Annotated in this window: 18 protein-coding genes and 1 tRNA gene; 14 read left to right on the top strand and 5 right to left on the bottom strand. The window is 39.1% G+C overall.

Annotation, left to right across the window (positions count from 1 at the left end):
• On the top strand, positions 1-339 hold the full coding sequence (gene fdx, locus XM47_RS09225) for an ISC system 2Fe-2S type ferredoxin (RefSeq protein WP_048691850.1): 339 nt from the start codon (positions 1-3) through the stop codon (positions 337-339).
• 81 nt (positions 340-420) lie between these two features.
• Here fdx and XM47_RS09220 read toward each other — a convergent pair whose 3' ends face one another.
• On the bottom strand, positions 421-639 hold the full coding sequence (locus tag XM47_RS09220) for a hypothetical protein (RefSeq protein ID WP_048691849.1): 219 nt from the start codon (positions 637-639) through the stop codon (positions 421-423).
• Between the two features lie 141 nt (positions 640-780).
• Positions 781-1560, bottom strand: a complete 780-nt coding sequence (gene tcdA / locus XM47_RS09215; RefSeq protein WP_048691847.1) for a tRNA cyclic N6-threonylcarbamoyladenosine(37) synthase TcdA — start codon at positions 1558-1560, stop codon at positions 781-783.
• A gap of 158 nt (positions 1561-1718) precedes the next feature.
• Between tcdA and XM47_RS09210 the strand changes: the two genes are divergently transcribed.
• The 5 genes from XM47_RS09210 to greA all read left to right on the top strand — a co-directional run bounded on the left by XM47_RS09210 (position 1719) and on the right by greA (position 8282).
• A complete protein-coding gene (locus tag XM47_RS09210) occupies positions 1719-2330 on the top strand; it encodes a flavin reductase family protein (protein ID WP_048691845.1) in 612 nt (203 codons plus the stop codon).
• Positions 2331-2406: 76 nt separating this feature from the next.
• Complete coding sequence (gene dapB / locus XM47_RS09205) at positions 2407-3210, top strand: 4-hydroxy-tetrahydrodipicolinate reductase (RefSeq protein ID WP_048691843.1); 804 nt, start codon at positions 2407-2409, stop codon at positions 3208-3210.
• 227 nt (positions 3211-3437) lie between these two features.
• Complete coding sequence (gene carA, locus XM47_RS09200; RefSeq protein ID WP_048691841.1) at positions 3438-4574, top strand: glutamine-hydrolyzing carbamoyl-phosphate synthase small subunit; 1137 nt, start codon at positions 3438-3440, stop codon at positions 4572-4574.
• A gap of 13 nt (positions 4575-4587) precedes the next feature.
• A complete protein-coding gene (carB, locus tag XM47_RS09195) occupies positions 4588-7806 on the top strand; it encodes a carbamoyl-phosphate synthase large subunit (protein WP_048691840.1) in 3219 nt (1072 codons plus the stop codon).
• Positions 7806-8282: a transcription elongation factor GreA gene (gene greA / locus XM47_RS09190; protein WP_048691838.1), complete on the top strand. Its 477-nt coding sequence runs from the start codon at positions 7806-7808 to the stop codon at positions 8280-8282. Before carB ends, greA begins: the two co-directional genes overlap by 1 nt.
• A gap of 252 nt (positions 8283-8534) precedes the next feature.
• Here the strand turns inward: greA and XM47_RS09185 are convergent, their stop codons facing one another.
• The 3 genes from XM47_RS09185 to XM47_RS09175 all read right to left on the bottom strand — a co-directional run bounded on the left by XM47_RS09185 (position 8535) and on the right by XM47_RS09175 (position 11455).
• The gene (locus XM47_RS09185) at positions 8535-9539 is read right to left on the bottom strand and encodes a LacI family DNA-binding transcriptional regulator (protein WP_048691837.1); all 1005 of its coding nucleotides are present in this window, start codon (positions 9537-9539) and stop codon (positions 8535-8537) included.
• 96 nt (positions 9540-9635) lie between these two features.
• A complete protein-coding gene (locus XM47_RS09180; protein WP_077066520.1) occupies positions 9636-11285 on the bottom strand; it encodes a response regulator in 1650 nt (549 codons plus the stop codon).
• A gap of 85 nt (positions 11286-11370) precedes the next feature.
• Positions 11371-11455 (bottom strand) — tRNA-Tyr (locus XM47_RS09175).
• Positions 11456-11573: 118 nt separating this feature from the next.
• On the opposite strand from XM47_RS09175, the gene XM47_RS09170 reads away from it, so the two are divergent.
• The 8 genes from XM47_RS09170 to XM47_RS09135 all read left to right on the top strand — a co-directional run bounded on the left by XM47_RS09170 (position 11574) and on the right by XM47_RS09135 (position 20819).
• On the top strand, positions 11574-12056 hold the full coding sequence (locus XM47_RS09170) for a VC2046/SO_2500 family protein (RefSeq protein ID WP_048691834.1): 483 nt from the start codon (positions 11574-11576) through the stop codon (positions 12054-12056).
• 85 nt (positions 12057-12141) lie between these two features.
• A complete protein-coding gene (gene flhA, locus XM47_RS09165) occupies positions 12142-14295 on the top strand; it encodes a flagellar biosynthesis protein FlhA (RefSeq protein ID WP_048691832.1) in 2154 nt (717 codons plus the stop codon).
• Positions 14296-14358: 63 nt separating this feature from the next.
• Complete coding sequence (gene flhF / locus XM47_RS09160; protein ID WP_048691831.1) at positions 14359-15783, top strand: flagellar biosynthesis GTPase FlhF; 1425 nt, start codon at positions 14359-14361, stop codon at positions 15781-15783.
• A 15-nt stretch (positions 15784-15798) separates the two neighbouring features.
• A complete protein-coding gene (locus tag XM47_RS09155; protein ID WP_048691829.1) occupies positions 15799-16656 on the top strand; it encodes a MinD/ParA family protein in 858 nt (285 codons plus the stop codon).
• 6 nt (positions 16657-16662) lie between these two features.
• A complete protein-coding gene (locus tag XM47_RS09150; RefSeq protein ID WP_077066519.1) occupies positions 16663-17382 on the top strand; it encodes an RNA polymerase sigma factor FliA in 720 nt (239 codons plus the stop codon).
• A 38-nt stretch (positions 17383-17420) separates the two neighbouring features.
• Positions 17421-17804 (top strand): chemotaxis response regulator CheY, encoded by a 384-nt coding sequence (gene cheY, locus XM47_RS09145; RefSeq protein ID WP_048691827.1) that lies wholly within the window; start codon positions 17421-17423, stop codon positions 17802-17804.
• Positions 17805-17828: 24 nt separating this feature from the next.
• The gene (locus XM47_RS09140; RefSeq protein ID WP_048691826.1) at positions 17829-18587 is read left to right on the top strand and encodes a protein phosphatase CheZ; all 759 of its coding nucleotides are present in this window, start codon (positions 17829-17831) and stop codon (positions 18585-18587) included.
• Between the two features lie 15 nt (positions 18588-18602).
• Positions 18603-20819, top strand: coding sequence for a chemotaxis protein CheA (locus tag XM47_RS09135; RefSeq protein WP_048691824.1), 2217 nt, complete (start codon positions 18603-18605; stop codon positions 20817-20819).
• The last annotated feature ends 8 nt before the right edge of the window (positions 20820-20827 follow it).

The following is a 20827-nucleotide window of genomic DNA, read 5'->3' as shown; positions in this document are numbered from 1 at the left end:
ATGCCACAAGTTATATTTTTACCTCATGATGAACTTTGTCCTGATGGTGCGGTTGCTGAAGCAAAAACGGGTGAAACTGTTTTAGATGTTGCGATTAAAAATGGTATTGATATTGAACATGCTTGTGAAAAATCATGTGCATGTACAACCTGTCATGTCATTATCAGGGAAGGGTTTGATTCGCTTAATGAAAGCGATGAACTTGAAGACGACATGTTAGATAAAGCTTGGGGATTAGATCCAGAATCTCGTTTGGGTTGTCAGGCGATTATTGCGGATGAAGATTTAGTGGTAGAAGTGCCTAAATACACTATTAATATGGTAAGTGAAAATCACTAAGTTCAATTAAACTTGGACTGTAATAAAAAGCCAAACTTAATGTGAATGTGAGTTTGGCTTTTTGCTTTAGGCTGGTTAAAACTATTCTGCTGAGCTAGCTTTGAATTTAGTTCTAATACACTTACCCATATATTTTTTCATTGCTTCTTTATCTTTCATATCAATGTTTTCTGCTTTTGCTTCAACACGACACTCTTTTGCAAGCGCTTTTCTCTCCTCTTTAGAAGGTTTATCACCCGCAAACGAAGGTTGGGCAACAAAAGCTGTGATTACAAATGCAATTGATAAAAGTTTTTTCATTGGTTAAATCCTAACAAATAGTAAAGTTTAAAATCTAACGCACAACGAATTGCTAGGTGTTAGCGTTATTATCTGCTTTATATCAGTAAAATTTAAACCGTCACCTAAATTTACTTAGTGTTTACATTTGGCTTACAATCGTTACTTAGTGATATAATTAATCACTTTAGCTGCTGCAAAAAAACCAAATGTACCAGTCACGACAGTGCTGGCACCAAAACCCGTAGCACAGTCTAGTTTAGCTGGACCTGTAACATCTGGTTTTTGTAAACAAACTTCACCTTCATTTGTCGGGTATTTTAATTGTTCCGTTGAATAAATAGCATCAATAGAAAACTTTCGCTTTAAATTTTTAGAGAAATTATAGTCTCGGCGCAATGTGTTTCTGACTTTAGCGAGTAGAGGATCTTGGGTAGTCTTAGCTAGATCGGCCATTTTAATTTGACTTGGATCTGTTTGACCGCCAGCCCCACCAATGGTGATGATTTTTATTTTATTGCGTTTACACCAAGCTATCATAGCGGATTTTGCTTTAACATTATCGATTGCATCAATTACGTAATCAATCTCTCCACCCAGCAGTTCAGCCAAGTTATCAGGCATGATGAAATCTTCAATTTGGTTTACTTTGCAATCTGGATTAATTGATAGAATTCTATCTGCAATTGCCGCCACTTTTGATTTGCCATAATTGCCGGTGACTGCATGAATTTGGCGGTTAGTGTTAGAAACACAAATATCATCTAGATCTATAAGGCTTATTTCTCCTATTGCTGTGCGAGCGAGCGCTTCAGCAATCCAAGTGCCAACGCCACCAATTCCAACTACAACAACATGTGATTGCTGCAATTTTGTTAGTCCTGATTCGCCATATAATCTGCGAGTTCCGCCAAAACGATTTTCAAAATTATCAGTGCGCATTTAAGTTTTTAACCGAGATTAAATTTTAGTAAACGAAAATAGCCATTATACGCTGCGGCAAATAAAATGCACTTGCCAGTTTGTACTTTCTGGTAAAGTAATCAGATCAACTGACGCTAAAGCTTAGACATCAAACTTAACGCACTTAGAGATTAAATATGTATATTGATGCGACTAAATTATCACCACGGCAAAACTACTTTTTGTTAACTCAAGCTATTATACCTAGGCCAATTGCTTGGGTATTAACTGCAAATGACAACCAAAGCTATAATATTGCACCTTACTCATTTTTTAACGCGGTCAGTAGCGAACCGCCAATTTTAATGTTTTCTTCAGGAAAAAGAGTCGACCAAAAAAATAAAGATACTTTAACGAACTTGCTTAGAACACAAAAATGTGTGGTGCATATTGCGCATGCGCAGCAAGTGAATGACGTTAATAACAGTGCAAAATCGCTAGACAGGGGCCAATCAGAGATAGATGAGTTTAATATTGAATTAGCTGATTTTGATGGTTCTACTTTACCAAGAGTTGCAGAAAGCCCAATTGCTTTGGCATGCGATTTATATAAAGTAGATGAAATAGGCGACAAGCCGATGCAACTCGTTTTTGTTGAAGTTAAGCAAGTTTTTGTTGATGATTCCGCGATAGAACAAAATGGGGATAGATTTACACTGGATGCTAAACAGCTAGATCCTCTAGCTAGACTAGGTGGTCAAGAATACTCGAATCTAGATGAAATTATCTTAGCGACTGCCGCGCGTTAATTTTTTTCGGCTAAATTCGCATTTCAAACCCCTTTAGGTATAAAATGCGCGCAGATTTAGATTTAAGGGCAAACAAATGACAAAGATCGGTATTTTCGGCAGTAATGGTCGGATGGGGCGTGCGTTGATAGAAGCAGCGCAAGATAATTCAGATGTACAGTTAACTCATGCTTTAGTTAGAGATGGTTCTGCATTTACAGGTATGGATGTAGGTGAAGTTGCTGGAATAGGTAAACTTGGATTAGTGACTTCAACAGCGCAACAAGGTACTGAACTAGCTGATGTTTACATTGATTTCACTTTGCCTGATGCAAGTATTCAAAATCTACATTGGTGTGTAGAAAATAAAAAACCAATCGTGATTGGTACAACCGGTTTTAGCAAAGCGCAATTAGCTGAAATTGATAAGGCATCGAGCCAAATTCCTGTTGTTTTTGCTGCAAATATGAGTGTTGGCGTTAATTTGTTAATGAAATTACTCGAAACAACTGCAAAAGTCATGGGTGAATATACAGATATTGAAATCTGGGAAGCACATCATAGATTTAAGAAAGATGCACCTTCAGGTACAGCTTTGGCATTAGGACAAGTTATAGCGGACACTTTAGGCCGTGATTTAGAGAAAAGTGCAATTTATGGCCGTGAAGGGGATACTGGCGAGCGAGACCCTAACACGATTGGCTTTGCGACGATTCGAGCGGGCGACATTGTCGGCGAGCACACTGCTATGTTTGCTGATATTGGTGAGCGCATTGAGATTACTCATAAAGCGTCTAGCCGATTAACTTTTGCTAAGGGTGCTGTACGAGCTGCACACTGGCTGGCTAACAAAGAAGTCGCTAAATACGATATGCAAGATGTATTAGGTTTAAAAGATTAATTTCGCAATTTTTTAATGCTTTAACTCAGACTTTTATCGGTTTTATCTGTTTTTGTTGAATAAACTATTATTTTTATGTGTTTTTAAATTTTTAATAGCAAAGTTAAATCATTTCAACTAGAATAGACAAGATTTATCTTCGGCGAATGTCGCCGTGTTCTCAGATTCCTAAAAACGGGTGGCTGTTTATAAAATAGCTCCCGTTTTTTAATGTTCAGGAGGTCGTTTTGGCTGAAAGCGCCTTGTTAGTACTCGAAGACGGTACTGTATTTAAGGGCACCTCGATTGGTGCAAATGGTTCATCTGTTGGTGAAGTAGTATTTAATACTTCAATGACAGGTTATCAAGAAATTCTAACTGACCCTTCTTATGCAGAGCAAATTGTTACATTAACTTACCCACACATTGGTAACACTGGTACTAATGCAGAAGACGAAGAGTCTTCAACTATTTGGGCTAAAGGTTTAGTAATTCGCGATTTGCCTTTGTTAGCTTCTAATTTCCGTAATGAGCAAAGTCTGTCTGACTACTTAGTTCAACGTAATATAGTTGCAATTGCAGACATAGACACACGTAAATTAACGCGTATTTTACGTGAGAAAGGTTCGCAAAATGGTTGTATTTTAGTTGGTGATGATGCTGATAATGCCTTAAAACTGGCTAAAGCATTCCCTGGCTTAAAAGGCATGGACTTAGCTAAAGAAGTAACGACAGACAAAGCTTATGCTTGGACTGAAGGTACTTGGCAATTAGGTCAAGGTCATACTCAACCAGAAACAAACAAATTTAAAGTTGTTGCTTACGACTTCGGGGTTAAACGTAATATTTTACGTATGTTAGCAGATCGCGGTTGTGATTTAACGGTTGTGCCTGCTCAAACACCAGCAAGTGAAGTTTTAGCTATGAAGCCTGATGGGGTATTCTTATCAAATGGCCCAGGTGATCCAGAGCCATGTGATTATGCTATCGAAGCGATAACTGAAATCCTAGCGCAAGACAACTTACCAGTATTTGGTATTTGTTTAGGTCATCAATTATTAGCGATTGCGAGCGGTGCGCAAACTATCAAAATGAAGTTTGGTCATCACGGTGGCAACCACCCAGTACAAGATTTAGAAAAAGGCAATGTAATGATTACAGCACAAAACCATGGTTTTGCTGTAGATGAAACTACATTACCGGCTAACTTAAAAGCAACGCACAAATCATTATTTGATGGTTCTTTGCAAGGTATTCACAGAACGGATAAGCCAGCATTCAGTTTCCAAGGTCACCCAGAAGCAAGTCCGGGTCCACATGAAGCAGCTGATTTATTTGATCACTTTATTGAGTTAATGCAAGACTCTGCAAAAAACAAAGCTTAATTGGGATACTGCAATGCCAAAACGTACTGACATAAAAAGCATACTTATTTTAGGCGCTGGCCCAATTGTTATCGGCCAAGCGTGTGAATTTGACTATTCAGGTACTCAAGCCTGTAAAGCCTTAAGAGAAGAAGGCTATAGAGTTATTCTAGTTAACTCTAATCCTGCAACTATCATGACTGACCCTGAAATGGCTGATGCGACTTATATCGAGCCAATTCACTGGGAAGTTGTTGCTAAAATTATTGAAGAAGAACGTCCTGATGCTGTGTTACCAACTATGGGTGGCCAAACTGCACTTAACTGTGCACTTGATTTAGATAAGCATGGCGTTTTAGAAAAATTTGGCTGTGAATTAATCGGCGCAACTGCTGATGCAATTGATAAAGCAGAAGATAGATCTCGATTTGATGCTGCAATGAAGTCGATCGGCTTAGAATGCCCTCGTGCTGAAATCGCTCATTCAATGGAAGAGTCTTTAGATGTTTTATCACGTATTGGCTTTCCATGTATTATTCGTCCGTCATTCACCATGGGTGGCTCAGGCGGAGGTATTGCTTACAATATCGAAGAATTTAAAGAGATTTGTACTCGTGGTTTAGACCTTTCTCCAACTAGTGAATTATTGATCGATGAGTCATTAATCGGTTGGAAAGAGTATGAAATGGAAGTGGTTCGAGACAAAAATGATAACTGTATCATTGTTTGTTCTATTGAAAACTTCGATCCTATGGGTGTTCACACTGGTGACTCAATTACGGTAGCCCCTGCTCAAACCCTAACAGATAAAGAATATCAAATCATGCGTAACGCTTCTTTAGCGGTATTACGCGAAATTGGTGTTGAAACGGGTGGTTCTAACGTTCAGTTTGGTGTTAATCCAGAAGATGGCCGTATGGTTATTATCGAGATGAACCCTCGTGTATCTCGTTCTTCTGCGTTAGCTTCTAAAGCAACTGGTTTCCCAATTGCTAAAATCGCAGCTAAATTAGCAGTTGGTTTCACGCTTGATGAACTAGCAAATGACATTACTGGTGGTAAAACACCTGCATCGTTTGAACCTTCTATTGATTATGTTGTAACGAAAATCCCAAGATTTAACTTCGAAAAATTTGCTGGTGCAAATGACAGATTAACGACGCAAATGAAATCTGTCGGTGAAGTGATGGCGATTGGCCGTAACCAACAAGAATCATTACAAAAAGCATTACGTGGTCTTGAGATTGGTGTTTCTGGTTTAGACCCAATTATCGATCTTAATGAGCCTGAAGCTGAAGCGAAAATTCGTCACGAATTAAAAGAGCCAGGCGCTGAGCGTATTTGGTATATAGCTGATGCATTCCGAGCGGGTTGGTCAGTTGAAGATATTTTCGCAATTACTAAAATAGATCGTTGGTTCTTAGTACAGCTTGAAGATTTAATCTTATCTGAGAAAACGATTGCTGAAAAAGGCATGGCTGGCTTAGATAAAGATTTCTTGTATAGCTTAAAACGCAAAGGTTTTGCAGATTCACGCATCTCAGATTTAATCGGTGTTTCTGAAAGCGAAGTCCGTAAGAAGCGTCATGCAAATAATATCTTCCCAATTTATAAGCGTGTTGATACTTGTGCTGCAGAGTTTTCTACTTCAACAGCTTATATGTATTCAAGCTATGATGAAGAGTGTGAAGCTCAGCCAACAGATAAAGACAAGATTATTGTTTTAGGCGGTGGTCCTAACAGAATTGGTCAAGGTATTGAATTCGATTACTGTTGTGTTCATGCGTCAATGGCTTTACGTGAAGATGGTTACGAAACCATTATGGTGAACTGTAACCCTGAAACGGTTTCAACAGATTACGATACTTCTGACCGTTTATATTTTGAATCTGTCACACTAGAAGACGTATTAGAAATTGTTCGTTTAGAGAAGCCAAAAGGCGTTATCGTTCAGTTTGGTGGTCAAACACCACTTAAATTGGCTCGCGATTTAGAAGCGAATGGTGTTCCAATTATTGGTACTTCACCAGATGCGATTGACCGCTCAGAAGATAGAGAAAGATTCCAACACGCAGTTGAACGTTTAGGCTTAAAACAGCCACAAAATGCAACCGTTAAAACAATGGAAGAAGCTTTATCATGTGCTGGCGAAATCGGCTTTCCATTAGTTGTTCGTCCATCTTATGTATTAGGTGGCCGTGCGATGGAAATCGTTTATGACATTAATGACTTAAAACGTTACTTAAACGAAGCTGTACAGGTATCTAACGATTCTCCTGTTCTACTTGACCATTTCTTAGATGATGCGGTTGAAGTTGATATTGATGCTATCTGTGACGGTGAGCAAGTATTAATTGGTGGTATTATGGAGCATATCGAGCAAGCCGGTGTTCACTCAGGTGACTCAGCATGTTCATTACCACCATATACCTTAAGCGCTGAAGTACAAGATAGAATGCGTGAACAAGTTAAAAAGCTCGCATTTGAACTTGGCGTTGTTGGCTTAATGAATACTCAGTTTGCGGTTAAAGATAACGAAATTTACTTAATCGAAGTTAACCCTCGTGGCGCGCGTACTGTTCCTTTTGTATCTAAAGCGACAGGTGTGCAGCTAGCGAAAGTGGCTGCTAGAGTAATGGCTGGCCAGAGCTTAGCAGAGCAGGGTGTTACTAAAGAAGTTATACCACCTTATTACTCTGTCAAAGAAGTTGTTATTCCATTTAACAAATTCCCAGGTGTTGACCCTATCTTAGGCCCAGAAATGCGCTCTACTGGTGAGGTTATGGGGGTTGGTGATACATTCGCTGAAGCTTTCGCTAAGTCTCGTTTAGGCGCTGGGGATTCAATTCCACAAGCGGGTAGAGTTTTACTTTCAGTCCGTGAAAGCGATAAAAAACGTGTTGTAGAATTGGCTAAAAACTTATCATCTGTTGGCTTTGATATTGATGCGACTAAAGGCACTGCTAAAATAATTGCAGAAGCTGGCATCGAGGTTAGAGTTGTGAATAAGGTATCTGAAGGTCGTCCTCATATAGTGGATAACATCAAAAATGGTGAATATAGCTATATAGTAAATACGACTGAAGGCCGTCAAGCTATTACAGATTCAGTGCCAATTCGTCGTGGTGCTTTACGTTACAAAGTTAACTACACAACGACATTGAATGCGGCATTTGCGACTTGTTTAGCGCATTCAGCAGACGATAGAAATACAGTTAATTCAGTACAAGCATTGCACAATAGGATCAGTTAATGAATCAATTTCCAATGACGGTTGCAGGTGAGAAAGCATTAAGAGAAGAGCTTAATGAACTTAAAACGGTACGCCGTCCTGCAATTGTAAATGCGATAGCAGATGCTCGTGAGCATGGCGATTTAAAAGAGAACGCTGAATATCACGCGGCTAGGGAACAGCAAGGTTTTTGCGAAGGGCGTATCCAAGAAATTGAAGCTAAATTGTCTAATGTGCAAATTATTGATGTAACAAAGATGCCAAACAATGGCAGAGTTATCTTTGGTGCGACAGTAACGATAGAAAATATAGATACTGAAGAGCAAGTGACTTATCGTATCGTGGGCGATGATGAAGCTGATATTAAACAAAACTTAATATCAGTTAATTCTCCTATCGCACGTGCCATGATAGGTAAAGAAGTGGATGATGCATTCACTTTAACAACACCTGCAAAGCAAGTTGACTATGAAGTTGTTGAAGTTCAATACATCTAATTAGCTTGAATTTATCCTTTTAAAAATCCGGCAATTGCCGGATTTTTTGTTTTTAAATATCAATTCTTTGTAAATTTGAAAGTTGAGTTGAGAAAAAGCTTTCTTAAGCCGAATTTACCAAGTTTAGTGTTCTAAACGAATTGCTTTATCAATTCCACAAGAGGTTATGTCGTTTCGCACTTTGTTTTATTGAGTTTCCTTGATTAGCGAATCAGTAATGCTAAAGTTAACTAATTTTTAGAGCTTAAAAATTTATAACTTACTAACTGAGTCTCTTTTGATTAAGGTTGGTGTGTATTTATAGGTTGTTGAAGCTTTTGTTTCAGCATTCTGCGCATTAAAGCTAAGTGCTAATTCAGCCGCTCTGGTAGCCATTAACTCTATTGGATATTTTATGGTTGTTAATTTAGGCCTACAATAACGCGCAAGTAATACATCATCATAACCTATTATAGAGATATCTTCCGGCACCCTAAGGTTGTGGTCTTGTAACATAGACATAGCACCAGAAGCCATTGCATCGTTGTATGCTAGCACTGCTGTGAACTCAATGCCTTTAGCGAGTAAGTTCTGCATCGCTATTTCACCACCTTCTTGATCTGGTGTGCTGTACTCAATGGCATTTTCAGCGAGCTCTATATTATTTTGTTTTAAATATTGTCTAATACCATCCAGTCTTGCTAGTGGGTCGTCGATTTGATGTTTACTTGCAACCATGACTAATTTTTTGTGACCTAAGCTTACTAAATGTTCAGCCATCAAGCGGCCACCTGTGACATTATCTACCCACACACACTTATCCGCGATTGCCTCGATATATCGATTAATCAGGATAAAGCCTGGGACTTGAGATGCGAAGTCGATTAAGGTTTGGTCATCTAAGGCTTTGCTATGAACTACCATAGCTTTACATCTATGTTCTAGTAGCGTTTCAATTGCTTTAAATTCGGTCTCAGCTTCGATTGAACCTGAACTCATTAAAACTTGTATATTCTGTTGACGAGCTACTTTTTCGACGCCATGGGCTAGCGTTGCAAAAAATGGATCCGACAAATCAGCTATAACGACCCCAATTGAGGTACTATTTTGATTGACTAAAGCTCTGGCATTGGCATTTGGGCGATAGCCCATTTCTTTCATTATTTCTTTGATTCTTGCCCGTGTTTCATCGCCAACTTTAGGCCCATTGTTGATGACCCTAGATACAGTTGCTAATGAAACTCCAGCAACTCTAGCAATATCTTTTATTGTCGCCACAAAATACCTTATAAATAAACAGATCAAGATGATTAGCTATCATACAATATCTTGTTAAATAGCGCACATTTGATTGCTGCTATAGGTTAAATCGGGTTATTTTTTGGCTGGGAAAAACACTTGATATTGTTTTTGGAGTTCTTGATATCTAGTTTGCTGTGATTCAGGTAAATCGACATCATCAAGTGTTGAAAATGCGAGTTTAAGTCGTTTAGTCAAATCTTCAGGTCGCTTATCTGTATTTTCAATTAACTTTAAAATAGCTAAAATTAAATTTAATGTACCGCCAGTGTGCATAGGTGCTTGGGTTAAAGCGAGATCAAATTTGTAAACGGCTTCTTGATAATTTTTATCTTTGTAAGCTTCGATTCCTTCTTGATTATAATGATAAAAGTTTTTTTGCGTTTCTTCAGACTCTTTCTTTAAATACGCTAGGTTGGCTGTGATGAAAGTATTTTGATGGCTATTAATATTTGAGCTGGCAAGTAATTCATCTGCTAGATCAAACTCTCCAATGTTATACATTACGTTAATTGCATCTAGCACTAGCTCTTCAGGCACTTTACCTTCGTCTGATTCTAAGCATTGCTTCTGCACTTTATATAATTGCTTTTTCGCACTAAGCAGCTGCTTATCCATAATATCCAAGCGAGCTTGGCAAAAGCTTTCAAACACAGTGAATTCTTGTTTGTTTTCCTGCACTTCATCATTTTTGCTGCGTTGAATGGCTAATGAAATTTCTTGCTTGAGTTTGTTTCTTTCATGATTGCCTTCTGCGTGCTCTGCTGCAGTAATTGCTGCACGAATATAATTATATAAATGGACACTAGATTGATGGACTGATTTACGCGTCATTTCTAAAACATTGTGGCATGCATCTTTAACTATCTCGTGCATCTCAGCCTTTCTAGCGACTTCACAAAGTTGGTACTGTCGGCTAATTGAGTAGGGAGATAATTCCGTCGCTTTTATTGCTATTTCAAGCGAGCGGTTTAAATGACCTAATTTTAATAAAGACTTTGATGCAAGATCATATGCGTCGATTAGCAATGGTGATTGCAGCATAACCCCATTCGCTAGTTTTGCGGCTTCGTGGTACCTTTCTTGGTGGTAGTATGTTCTGGCTAATTGTATTTGACCCCAAGTGTAAGGTTTTTGTGCGAGTAATTTTTTGAGAATGTATTCAGCTTTGTCGTACATACCAGCATTACAAAGTAGTTCAGCTAATAAGTTATTGCAGTAATTTTTATATCTGGAATTTAACTCTATCAGCCTTTTACATTCAGTAATTGCTTTAGCATGGTCTTTAGCCATCATGGCTGCAAACACGTTTCTGAGCTCCCAACGCTTTTTATAAGCTTTTTCTAACCTAAGTTTTAATAGATTTTGTGAAAAAGGCTTCATTAGGTAATCATCAGGTTGCATCTCTACTGCGCCTAGTACCATAGGTCTATGGTTTTCACCTGTGACCATAATGGTTATACAATCAGATTTTAGTAACTCTCTTTCTCTTAATTCTTCAATGAGTTGTCGGCCGTTCTTACGGCGAGCCCCTAAATTGTAATCTATTAGCAGGAAATCAAACTGTCTTTCTTTGGCTGCTTGAATCGCAGCTTCACCTGTAGCAGCTAAGCTTACTAGACGCGCACCTAAATTTATTAGGATGCCTTTGAGCATGAGTTGGAATGGACGTTGGTCATCAATAACCAAAAAAGTTTTGTCCCTGTAATCTAGTCCTGACAACATGGTTAAATCTCAGATTATTCAATTATAGATAGTATTTACTGTGATGATATAAAAGGCAAGGTATTCAGAAGTTTAAGTTGGAAGTTGGTGGAGGGAGCTGGATTCGAACCAGCGAAGGTAGAACCGTCAGATTTACAGTCTGATCCCTTTGGCCACTCGGGAACCCCTCCTCAACGGGGCGAGATATTATCAAAATTCAGCGGGCTGTAAAGTCTTTTAATTAAAATATTAAAGTTTTTTTTCAAATAACCGATTAAATGGTTAATTGTTATTCACTTTGTCTATTTTATGTCTATTAAAGCTGTTTCAACTGAGTTTGATCTAACAAATAAATTAAGTTCTGCTTTGCTAAACGGCAAACGGGCTGATTTTGCGTTATTGTTGAAATATTTAAATGATGATGTTTCGCAGCAAGCACAATTTAAACTTCAACAGAGTGAGGATTCGCCAGATATTTCTGAACAGGCTTTAAAAGCTTCATTAGGTGTTCATGATTTTTATAAGTTAAGAGCAGACCAACAAACTTATAAAAACGCTGATCAAATTAATTTATCACTGCATCAATCCGGCATCACCCAAGCTAAGTTAGCTGGTTATTTAAACCCAGAAGCAATTAGCCAGTTTAATGATGTTATGAAAATAGATGAAAGCGTATTAACAAATTGTCGTATCCATACCCAAGCAGCTCTTAACCAAGTAGAAGAGCAAGCGGAATCAGAACAAATTTTGGATGCCACTCAACTTTACGAAGTATTAGAACAACTCCAATAACCTATCTTTCTCTCCCTGGAGTCTTCTTTGGTCTAATTTTTGCAATTCGTCAATTATCTCATATTAATGATGGATTTTTGACAGCATGCAGTTAGCTAGCTTTTTCCAGCGCAGTAATTTCAGTAAAGAAAGTTTCCAACAAATTACGGGCTTAGGTGTTGCGTTTTTCGTATTAGCGACATTAGCTATGGTCATATTACCTATCCCAGCTTTATTACTTGATATCTTATTCTCGTTTAATATCGCCTTATCCATGGTGGTGTTATTAGTCGTTGTGTATACGCTTAAACCACTCGAGTTTGGTGCTTTTCCTTCCGTCATACTAATTGCGACTGTATTTCGCCTTGCTTTGAATATAGCTTCTACACGAGTTGTGTTGTTAGAAGGGCATGAAGGTGGTGATGCCGCAGGTGATGTAATCGCATCATTTGGTGAAGTTGTAATTGGTGGCAATTACGCTGTTGGTCTTGTTGTGTTTGCTATCTTGATGATTATCAATTTTAAAGTTGTGACGGCAGGTGCAGGTCGTATCTCTGAAGTAACTGCTAGATTTACCTTAGATAGTTTACCGGGTAAACAAATGGCGATAGATGCCGACCTTAACGCGGGTTTTATTAATCAGGAGCAAGCTAGAGAACGCCGCGAAGAAATTACAGCGGAAGCCGATTTTTATGGTTCTATGGATGGTGCGAGTAAGTTTGTTAAGGGTGATGCTGTCGCTGGCTTATTAATTATGTTGATTAATATTGCGGGTGGTTTAATTATTGGAATGGTTCAGCATGGTTTAGCTTTTTCAGATGCGATTGAAATCTATACCTTGTTGACTATAGGTGATGGCTTAGTTGCACAAATCCCTTCTCTACTACTTTCTATTGCGACAGCGATTGTTGTGACTCGTGAAAACACCTCAGTTCAGCTAGGCGACCAATTATCAGCTCAATTAGGGAATGTTAAAGCTTTATATATAGGCGCAGCAATTTTATTTGTGATGGGTATCGTGCCAGGTATGCCTCACTTAGCTTTCATTAGCTTAGCGGTTTGTATGGCGGGTACCGGTTTATTAATTACAAGCAAACTCAATCCAGGTGTCAAAATTGGCGGCTTGATATCCGGTAAGAATAAATTAAAAACAGCTGAAACTGCCAAAGCAGCTGGAAAAATAGAAGCTGACTCTAAACCGGCAGCCTTACCTGAGCCACAAGAAATTAGTTGGGATGATGTTCAACCTATGGATGTAATCGGTCTTGAAGTTGGTTACAGACTAATACCTTTAGTCGACAAATCTCAGGGTGGGGAATTATTATCTAGAATTAAAGGGGTTCGTAAGAAGCTTTCGCAAGAAATGGGCTTTTTAATTCCAGCTGTCCACATTAGAGATAACTTGGATTTATCTCCGAATATTTATCGAATTTCTTTGATGGGCGTCGTCATAGGTGAGGCCGAAATTTATCACGACAAAGAAATGGCGATTAACCCAGGTCAGGTCTTTGGTAAAATTAATGGTGTTAAAACGACAGACCCAGCTTTTGGCTTGGAAGCTATCTGGATTAATGCAGATCAGAGAGAACAAGCTCAAACCTTGGGTTATACGGTTGTTGACGCTTCAACAGTTGTTGCAACGCACATTAGTCAATTACTAACGAATAATGCTTGGCAGTTGATTGGCCATGAGGAAACTCAAAACTTATTAGATATGCTTGCTAAGACCTCACCTAAGCTAGTCGAAGGTTTAGTCCCTGATTTACTTAATTTGTCCACGGTTGTAAAAGTAATGCAAAATTTACTTTATGAAGGTGTCGTTATTAGAGATATGCGCACAATAGTGCAAACCTTAGTTGAGTATGCGCCTAAGAGTCAAGATCCGGATGTTTTAACTGCAGCAATCCGAATTTCACTAAGGAAATTAATCGTTCAAGAAATATCAAATGGGCTAGATGAATTACCTGTCATAACTTTGTCGCCAGAGTTGGAGCAAATATTGCATCAGTCTATGCAAGCTGGTGGTGGTGAAGGTGGTGGTATTGAACCTGGACTTGCAGAACGCATCCAAACTGCTCTCACAGAAGCATCTCAGCAACAAGAAATGAACGGAGAGCCAGCAGTATTATTAACCTCTGGGGTTCTACGTTCAGTGTTGGCAAGGTTTACAAAGCATACAGTCTCTGGACTTCATGTTTTATCGTATCAAGAAATACCTGACGATAAACAGATTAGAATTGTGAATTCGATTGGACAGTAAGCATAATTCTAATGGTGTCAAAAAATTGGCCTCCATTGTTAGGTATAGGATTGAGGAGCTAGAATGAAAATTAAACGTTTCGTCGCAAAAGATATGCGCAGTGCATTAAATCAAGTGAAAATTGAGCTTGGTGTTGATGCCGTTATTATGTCTAATACTAAAACCAGTGACGGTATCGAAATAGTTGCAGCTGTGGATAATGCGCCCAAACAAGAAGCTCCAGCTCCTGAACAAGAAAAAACGCTTAAGGTTTCGGCTGAAAAAAAATCCAGCTTAATAAATAAAATTAAAGCTTACGATAAGTCAAATGCAATGGATTCTTTATCAAAAGAGATGAACTCAGAAGCGCGAAGCGTTGAAGATATTCAGGTTTCTGATAGCTTACAATCTTTATTAATGCGCCAACAAGAAGTCAAAGCTCAACAGTCGAGTCCTAAATCACACCCTCCTGCAACTAAAATAAGAACAAGAGAAGTGAGTAGTGACAATACAGATTTAGATTGGTCACCAGAAGATAACTTTCATTCGCAACCTTCAGGTTTTGCTAAGCAGACAGGTCAATCAGAGCTTGCTCAGATGCAAGCTGAAATGGCTGAAATGAAAAAAATGATGCAGTTTCAAATGGCTGGTTTAATGTGGCAGGAGCTAGCTAGAAAAGAACCAGTTAGAGCTTATTTAGTCGATCGTTTGGCTAAAATGGGAATCGCGAATGAGGTTGCTGACCAAGTCGCTAGTTTTGTTCCTGAGGGCGTCGATCAAAACGAAGCTTGGGATTCTGCGTTAGACCTACTTGCTGGTCAAATCAATGTAACTAATAACGACATCATGCGTCGAGGCGGTATTGTCGCGCTTGTTGGACCTACAGGTGTAGGTAAAACAACAACCGTAGCTAAGTTAGCTGCTCATTTTGCACGTAAGCACGGCAGTGACTCAGTTGCCTTAGTCACAACAGATACTTATAGAATTGGAGCATCGGAGCAACTTCAAACTTATGCTAAGATTATAGGATGCCCATGTAAAGTTGTGTCGCAAGAAGAAGAATTAGCTGAAATACTTTACCAATTGAGAAATCGTAAGTTAATATTGATAGATACAGCTGGCGTAGGACAAAGAGATATTCGTTTAGCTCAACAATTAGAAAGTTTAATGGCTTCAAGTAAAGCAAAAATTAGAAGTTATTTGGTCATGCAAGCGACTGCACAACGTCGAGTTTTGAACGAAACGATAGAACAATTTAAAAAAGTCAGCTTAAATGGTTGTATTTTCACAAAAATAGACGAAAGTATAAGTCTGGGAGAAATTATTAGCGTTGCCATTCAAAATGGTCTCCCGATCGGTTATCTTACTGATGGTCAACGTGTACCAGAGGATATAAAATCGGCAAGTGCACGATATTTGGTTGAAAAAGCAACAGAGTTAATGGATGAAAGAGATTTTTCTCTTCCTTATTGGTTTACAGATAACGCTAAGCAGCCTATATATAAATAAGAATTTATGATAAATATGAATCAGTTAGGCGATCAGGCTAACGGCCTACGTGAGATGAATAGAAATAATAGAATAAAAGTAATCGCTGTAACTGGCGGTAAAGGCGGCGTTGGTAAAAGTAATGTCTCGCTAAACATGGCAGTTTCTATGGCGAAACAAGGTAAACGCGTCTTAGTTATGGATGCCGATTTGGGCTTAGCTAATGTTGACGTAATGCTGGGCTTGCGAGTAGAAAAGAACTTAGCGCACTTACTTGCCGGCGAATGTGACCTAGACGATATTTTAGTGACTGGCCCGCATGGCATAAGAATAGTTCCTGCTACTTCTGGAACTCGAAATATGGTTGAGCTTAGTCAACAAGAACATGCAGGTTTAATTAGAGCGTTTAGCGAACTTAGAGAAAGTTTTGATGTGTTAGTTATCGATACCGCTGCAGGTATATCTGACATGGTTCTGAGTTTTTCAAGAGCGGCCCAAGATGTGATGGTCGTGGTATGTGATGAGCCAACGTCAATAACTGATGCGTACGCCTTAATTAAAGTGCTAAATCGAGATTATGGCGTATTTAGATTCAAAGTTGTTGCCAACATGGTTAGAACTATGCGTGAAGGGCAAGAATTATTTGCTAAGCTTTCAAAAGTAACGGATAGATTTTTAGATATAGCAATCGAATTAGTAGCTATCATTCCTTTTGATGAGAATGTTAGAAAAGCGGTGCGAAGACAAAAAACGATCGTTGATGCATTTCCAAAATCACCAGCGGCAATTGCGTTTAAGGCATTAGCAGCCAAAGCGGGCAACTGGCCTATACCAGATAGCGCTAATGGCCACTTAGAATTCTTTATTGAACAATTGGTAACACCTGGAGTTTAGCGAGTAGTGAATAAAGTTGCGGCGTACCAATCAACAGAGCAAATGCAAGTAATGGTTGAATTGCATGCTGGATTAGTGAAACGAATTGCTCATCATATGATTGCCAGATTGCCGGCAAGTGTTCAAGTCGACGATTTAATTCAAGCTGGCATGATAGGTCTTCTCGAAGCTTCTAAAAACTTCGATGGTAGCAAAGGTGCAAGTTTTGAGACATTCGCAGGCATTCGTATTCGTGGTGCTATGCTAGATGAAATTCGTCGTGGCGATTGGGCACCAAGATCAGTCCATAAAAATAGCCGGTTAATATCGCAAGCGATTAACGAAGTCGAGCGGGCCACAGGCCGAGATGCTCGTGATGCAGAAGTCGCAGAAAAACTTGATATAAGTCTAGATGAATACCATCATATGCTTAACGATGTTAATTCTGGAAAAATTATCGGGATTGAAGATTTAGGTGTAACTGAAGATGTGCTTGGTGGAGAAGACAAGCACGAAGATGCTCCTTTTGATGACACTGCAACCGAGGCATTTCATGTTGCTCTGGCAAATACAATTGAAACATTACCCGAAAGAGAAGCATTAGTGCTATCTTTATATTACGATGAAGAGCTCAATTTAAAAGAGATTGGTGCAGTTTTAGATGTTAGTGAGTCGAGAGTCAGTCAAATACATAGCCAAGCTATGCATAGACTTAAATCTAGGCTACAAAGCTGGCAAAATAATTAATTGGTTGTTCGACAGGATATTCTCAAGCGGAGGAAGCTTTGGATAAAAATATGAAAGTGTTAGTTGTTGATGATTTTTCAACAATGAGACGAATTATTAAAAATTTGCTAAGAGATTTGGGTTTTACCAATGTATCTGAAGCTGATGACGGTGCTACTGCTTTACCTATGCTGCAAGCGGGTGACTTCGAATTTGTTGTAACAGATTGGAATATGCCAGGCATGCAAGGTATAGACTTACTACGGGCGATTAGGGCGGATGATAGGCTTAAGCATATTCCGGTTTTAATGGTAACCGCAGAAGCTAAAAAAGAGCAAATCATAGCCGCCGCCCAAGCTGGTGTTAATGGCTATATTGTTAAACCTTTCACGGCAGCTACGTTAAAAGAAAAACTTGATAAAGTTTTTGAACGACTAGGCTAAGAAATTAGTTTTGAGGAGGCAAATTTGTTGCCTAATGCACCACAAATTAGTTTAGAAGATGCAAAACGCTTAGTCACTTGTTTAGAACAAGGTGATAACGATACTGCTAATCAAATTATAGAACAAGCAACTCAAGCAGCTTCGGCTGAGCTTTTTGCTGAGGTTGGGAAATTAACGAGACAATTACATGACTCTCTAAGTGGTTTCCAAATCGACGAAAGGTTAAGCAATTTAGCAACAGAAGATATTCCTGATGCTAAGAACAGACTTGCATACGTGATGGATTTAACAGAGCAATCTGCGAATAAAACCATGGATGCTGTTGAAGGAAGTTTACCATTAGCTGAAGACCTAAGTAGGAATATAAAAGAAATCATACCTACTTGGGACAAATTGATGAATCGTCAAATTGATTTAAGTGAATTTAAAGCATTGTGCCATAGTGTCGATAAACTACTTAGGCAAGCTGAAGTTGATTCAGAAACATTAAAATCTCAAATGACAGAAGTTTTAATGGCTCAAGATTTTCAAGATTTAACCGGTCAAGTCATCAGACGTGTTATTGATTTGGTTAAAGAAGTTGAAGATAGCTTAATTCACTTATTAACTGTTTTCGGTGAACCGCAAAAATCTGCGAATGACTCAGATACACAACAACAAGAAGTAACGAGTCGTCAAACTGCTCCAGGGCCTGAGGGTCCAATTATAGATGCAGAAGAACGGGAAGATGCGGTTGCAAGCCAAGATGAAGTTGATGATTTGTTATCTAGTTTAGGTTTTTAATAGGGGAAAGATTCCATGAGCTTTGATGTAGATGAAGACATTTTGCAGGACTTTTTAGTCGAAGCGGCTGAAATTCTTGAACAATTGTCAGAGCAATTAGTGGAACTCGAAAATAATCCTGAAGATTCTGATTTATTAAATGCGATTTTCCGAGGATTCCATACAGTTAAAGGTGGTGCTGGCTTTTTAGCTATGACTACCTTAGTCGATGCTTGTCACGGGGCTGAAAACGTATTTGATATTTTAAGAAAGGGACAACGTCAGGTTACCCCAGAACTAATGGATGTTATTTTACAATCATTAGATACCATCAATGTCATGTTTGCGCAGATTCAAAATAGAGAAACCCCAGATCCTGCGCCAGATGAATTACTTCATACTTTACATCTATTGAGTGAACCTGAAACTGCAGGAGAAGCGCCAGTTGTTCCTGAACCAGTGTCGGCTCCTTCAGCTCCAGAACCTGAAATCATAGACGATGGTGGCATTGAGTTATTTGATACCAGTGTCGAATCTAGCATACAAGAAGGACCTATTGACGAAATCACCGACGATGAATTCGAAAAGTTACTCGATCAACTACATGGTGAAAATCAAGGGCCAACAGAATCAAAAGTAGCTGCTAGCGCACCAGCCCCTGTCTCTAATAGTAATAGTGACGAAATAGACGATGATGAATTTGAAGCTCTATTAGATGAACTTCATGGTAAAGGAAAATTTTCTCAACCTGCTAGTACTGATAGTGCTCCACAAGCACCTCAAGCAAGCGCGCCAGCGAGTCAATCTAAATCTGCTGATGAGATTACCGATGATGAATTTGAAGCCTTATTAGATGAGCTTCATGGTAAAGGCAAAGCACCGGCTATTGTCGCACCAACACCAGCGGCTCCAGAGCCACCAAAGCCTAAGCCGCAACCGCCTAAAGAAAACAAACCAGCAGCGGTGACACCTCCGCCGCCACCTACACCACCGTCGAAACCTGCTGCTAAACCCGCAGCGCCAGCGGCTAGTGCACCTGATAAAAAGAAAGCTGCGGCACCTGCACCAGCTGCCGAAACAACGGTTAGGGTCGACACTAAACGCTTAGACCAAATTATGAATATGGTGGGAGAGCTGGTATTAGTTAGAAACCGCTTAGTAAGCTTGGGTGTTAATGTTAATGACGAGGATATGTCCAAGGCAATTGCTAATTTGGATGTTGTCACGGGGGACTTGCAGGGTGCTGTAATGAAAACCCGAATGCAGCCAATCAAGAAAGTTTTTGGTCGTTTTCCTCGTGTTGTTCGTGATTTAGCTCGCTCATTAAATAAAGAAATTGCCCTTGAGTTAGAGGGTGAAGAGACAGATTTAGATAAAAACTTAGTTGAAGCTTTGGCTGACCCTTTGGTTCACTTAGTTAGAAACTCGGTCGATCATGGTATTGAAATGCCAGATGATAGAGCAGCCAAAGGTAAACCTAGAAGTGGTACTGTGAGATTGGCTGCTTCTCAAGAAGGCGACCATATCCTTTTGACTATTGCAGATGATGGCGCTGGAATGGATGCCGAAAAGCTTAAAGAAAAAGCAATAGGCAATGGTATTTTAGATACAGATGCTGCAGCAAGAATGTCTGATACAGAAGCGTATAATCTGATTTTTGCGCCAGGCTTTTCAATGAAAGAGCAAATATCTGATATTTCAGGTCGCGGTGTCGGCATGGATGTAGTGAAGACTAAAATAACCCAACTGAATGGCTCCATAGTTATCAAGTCTGAAAAAGGAATTGGTACTCAGTTAGATATTAAAGTGCCATTGACGCTGGCTATTCTACCAACCTTAATGGTCGTTATTTCAGAGCAAACTTTTGCTTTACCATTAGCTGGTGTAAGTGAAATTATTAACTTAGACTTGAAAAAGACTAATACGGTTGATGGTCAATTAACCATGATAGTTCGTAAAAAAGCTATTCCATTATTCTATCTACAAGATTGGTTAACCAGACGCAGAGCTAAAGGGACAACTGAAAGAGCAAGTAAAGAAACCGGTCATGTGGTTGTCGTTCAAATAGGTGCAGGCAAGCAAATTGGTTTTGTGGTTGACTCTTTAATTGGACAAGAAGAAGTTGTTATTAAACCTTTAGACGCATTACTTCAAGGTACGCCTGGCATGGCTGGCGCTACAATTACAAGTGATGGTGGTATTGCCCTTATTTTAGATGTACCAGGTTTACTTAAGCGATATGCGAAGAAGTAAACATTAGG

Origin of the sequence: Catenovulum maritimum, assembly GCF_001050375.1 — a bacterium.
In the GTDB taxonomy this organism is placed as follows: domain Bacteria; phylum Pseudomonadota; class Gammaproteobacteria; order Enterobacterales; family Alteromonadaceae; genus Catenovulum; species Catenovulum maritimum.
This window is presented reverse-complemented; position numbering and strand designations above follow the sequence as displayed.

Bases quoted from the DNA above. Each gene is read 5' to 3' on its own strand.
- XM47_RS09170 (WP_048691834.1), top strand. From the start codon at position 11,574: ATGTCTATTAAAGCTGTTTCAACTGAGTTTGATCTAACAAATAAATTA.
- XM47_RS09180 (WP_077066520.1), bottom strand. From the start codon at position 11,285: ATGTTGTCAGGACTAGATTACAGGGACAAAACTTTTTTGGTTATTGAT.
- tcdA (WP_048691847.1), bottom strand. From the start codon at position 1,560: ATGCGCACTGATAATTTTGAAAATCGTTTTGGCGGAACTCGCAGATTA.
- XM47_RS09135 (WP_048691824.1), top strand. From the start codon at position 18,603: ATGAGCTTTGATGTAGATGAAGACATTTTGCAGGACTTTTTAGTCGAA.
- fdx (WP_048691850.1), top strand. From the start codon at position 1: ATGCCACAAGTTATATTTTTACCTCATGATGAACTTTGTCCTGATGGT.
- flhF (WP_048691831.1), top strand. From the start codon at position 14,359: ATGAAAATTAAACGTTTCGTCGCAAAAGATATGCGCAGTGCATTAAAT.
- flhA (WP_048691832.1), top strand. From the start codon at position 12,142: ATGCAGTTAGCTAGCTTTTTCCAGCGCAGTAATTTCAGTAAAGAAAGT.
- dapB (WP_048691843.1), top strand. From the start codon at position 2,407: ATGACAAAGATCGGTATTTTCGGCAGTAATGGTCGGATGGGGCGTGCG.
- carB (WP_048691840.1), top strand. From the start codon at position 4,588: ATGCCAAAACGTACTGACATAAAAAGCATACTTATTTTAGGCGCTGGC.
- XM47_RS09220 (WP_048691849.1), bottom strand. From the start codon at position 639: ATGAAAAAACTTTTATCAATTGCATTTGTAATCACAGCTTTTGTTGCC.
- greA (WP_048691838.1), top strand. From the start codon at position 7,806: ATGAATCAATTTCCAATGACGGTTGCAGGTGAGAAAGCATTAAGAGAA.
- XM47_RS09210 (WP_048691845.1), top strand. From the start codon at position 1,719: ATGTATATTGATGCGACTAAATTATCACCACGGCAAAACTACTTTTTG.
- XM47_RS09155 (WP_048691829.1), top strand. From the start codon at position 15,799: ATGAATCAGTTAGGCGATCAGGCTAACGGCCTACGTGAGATGAATAGA.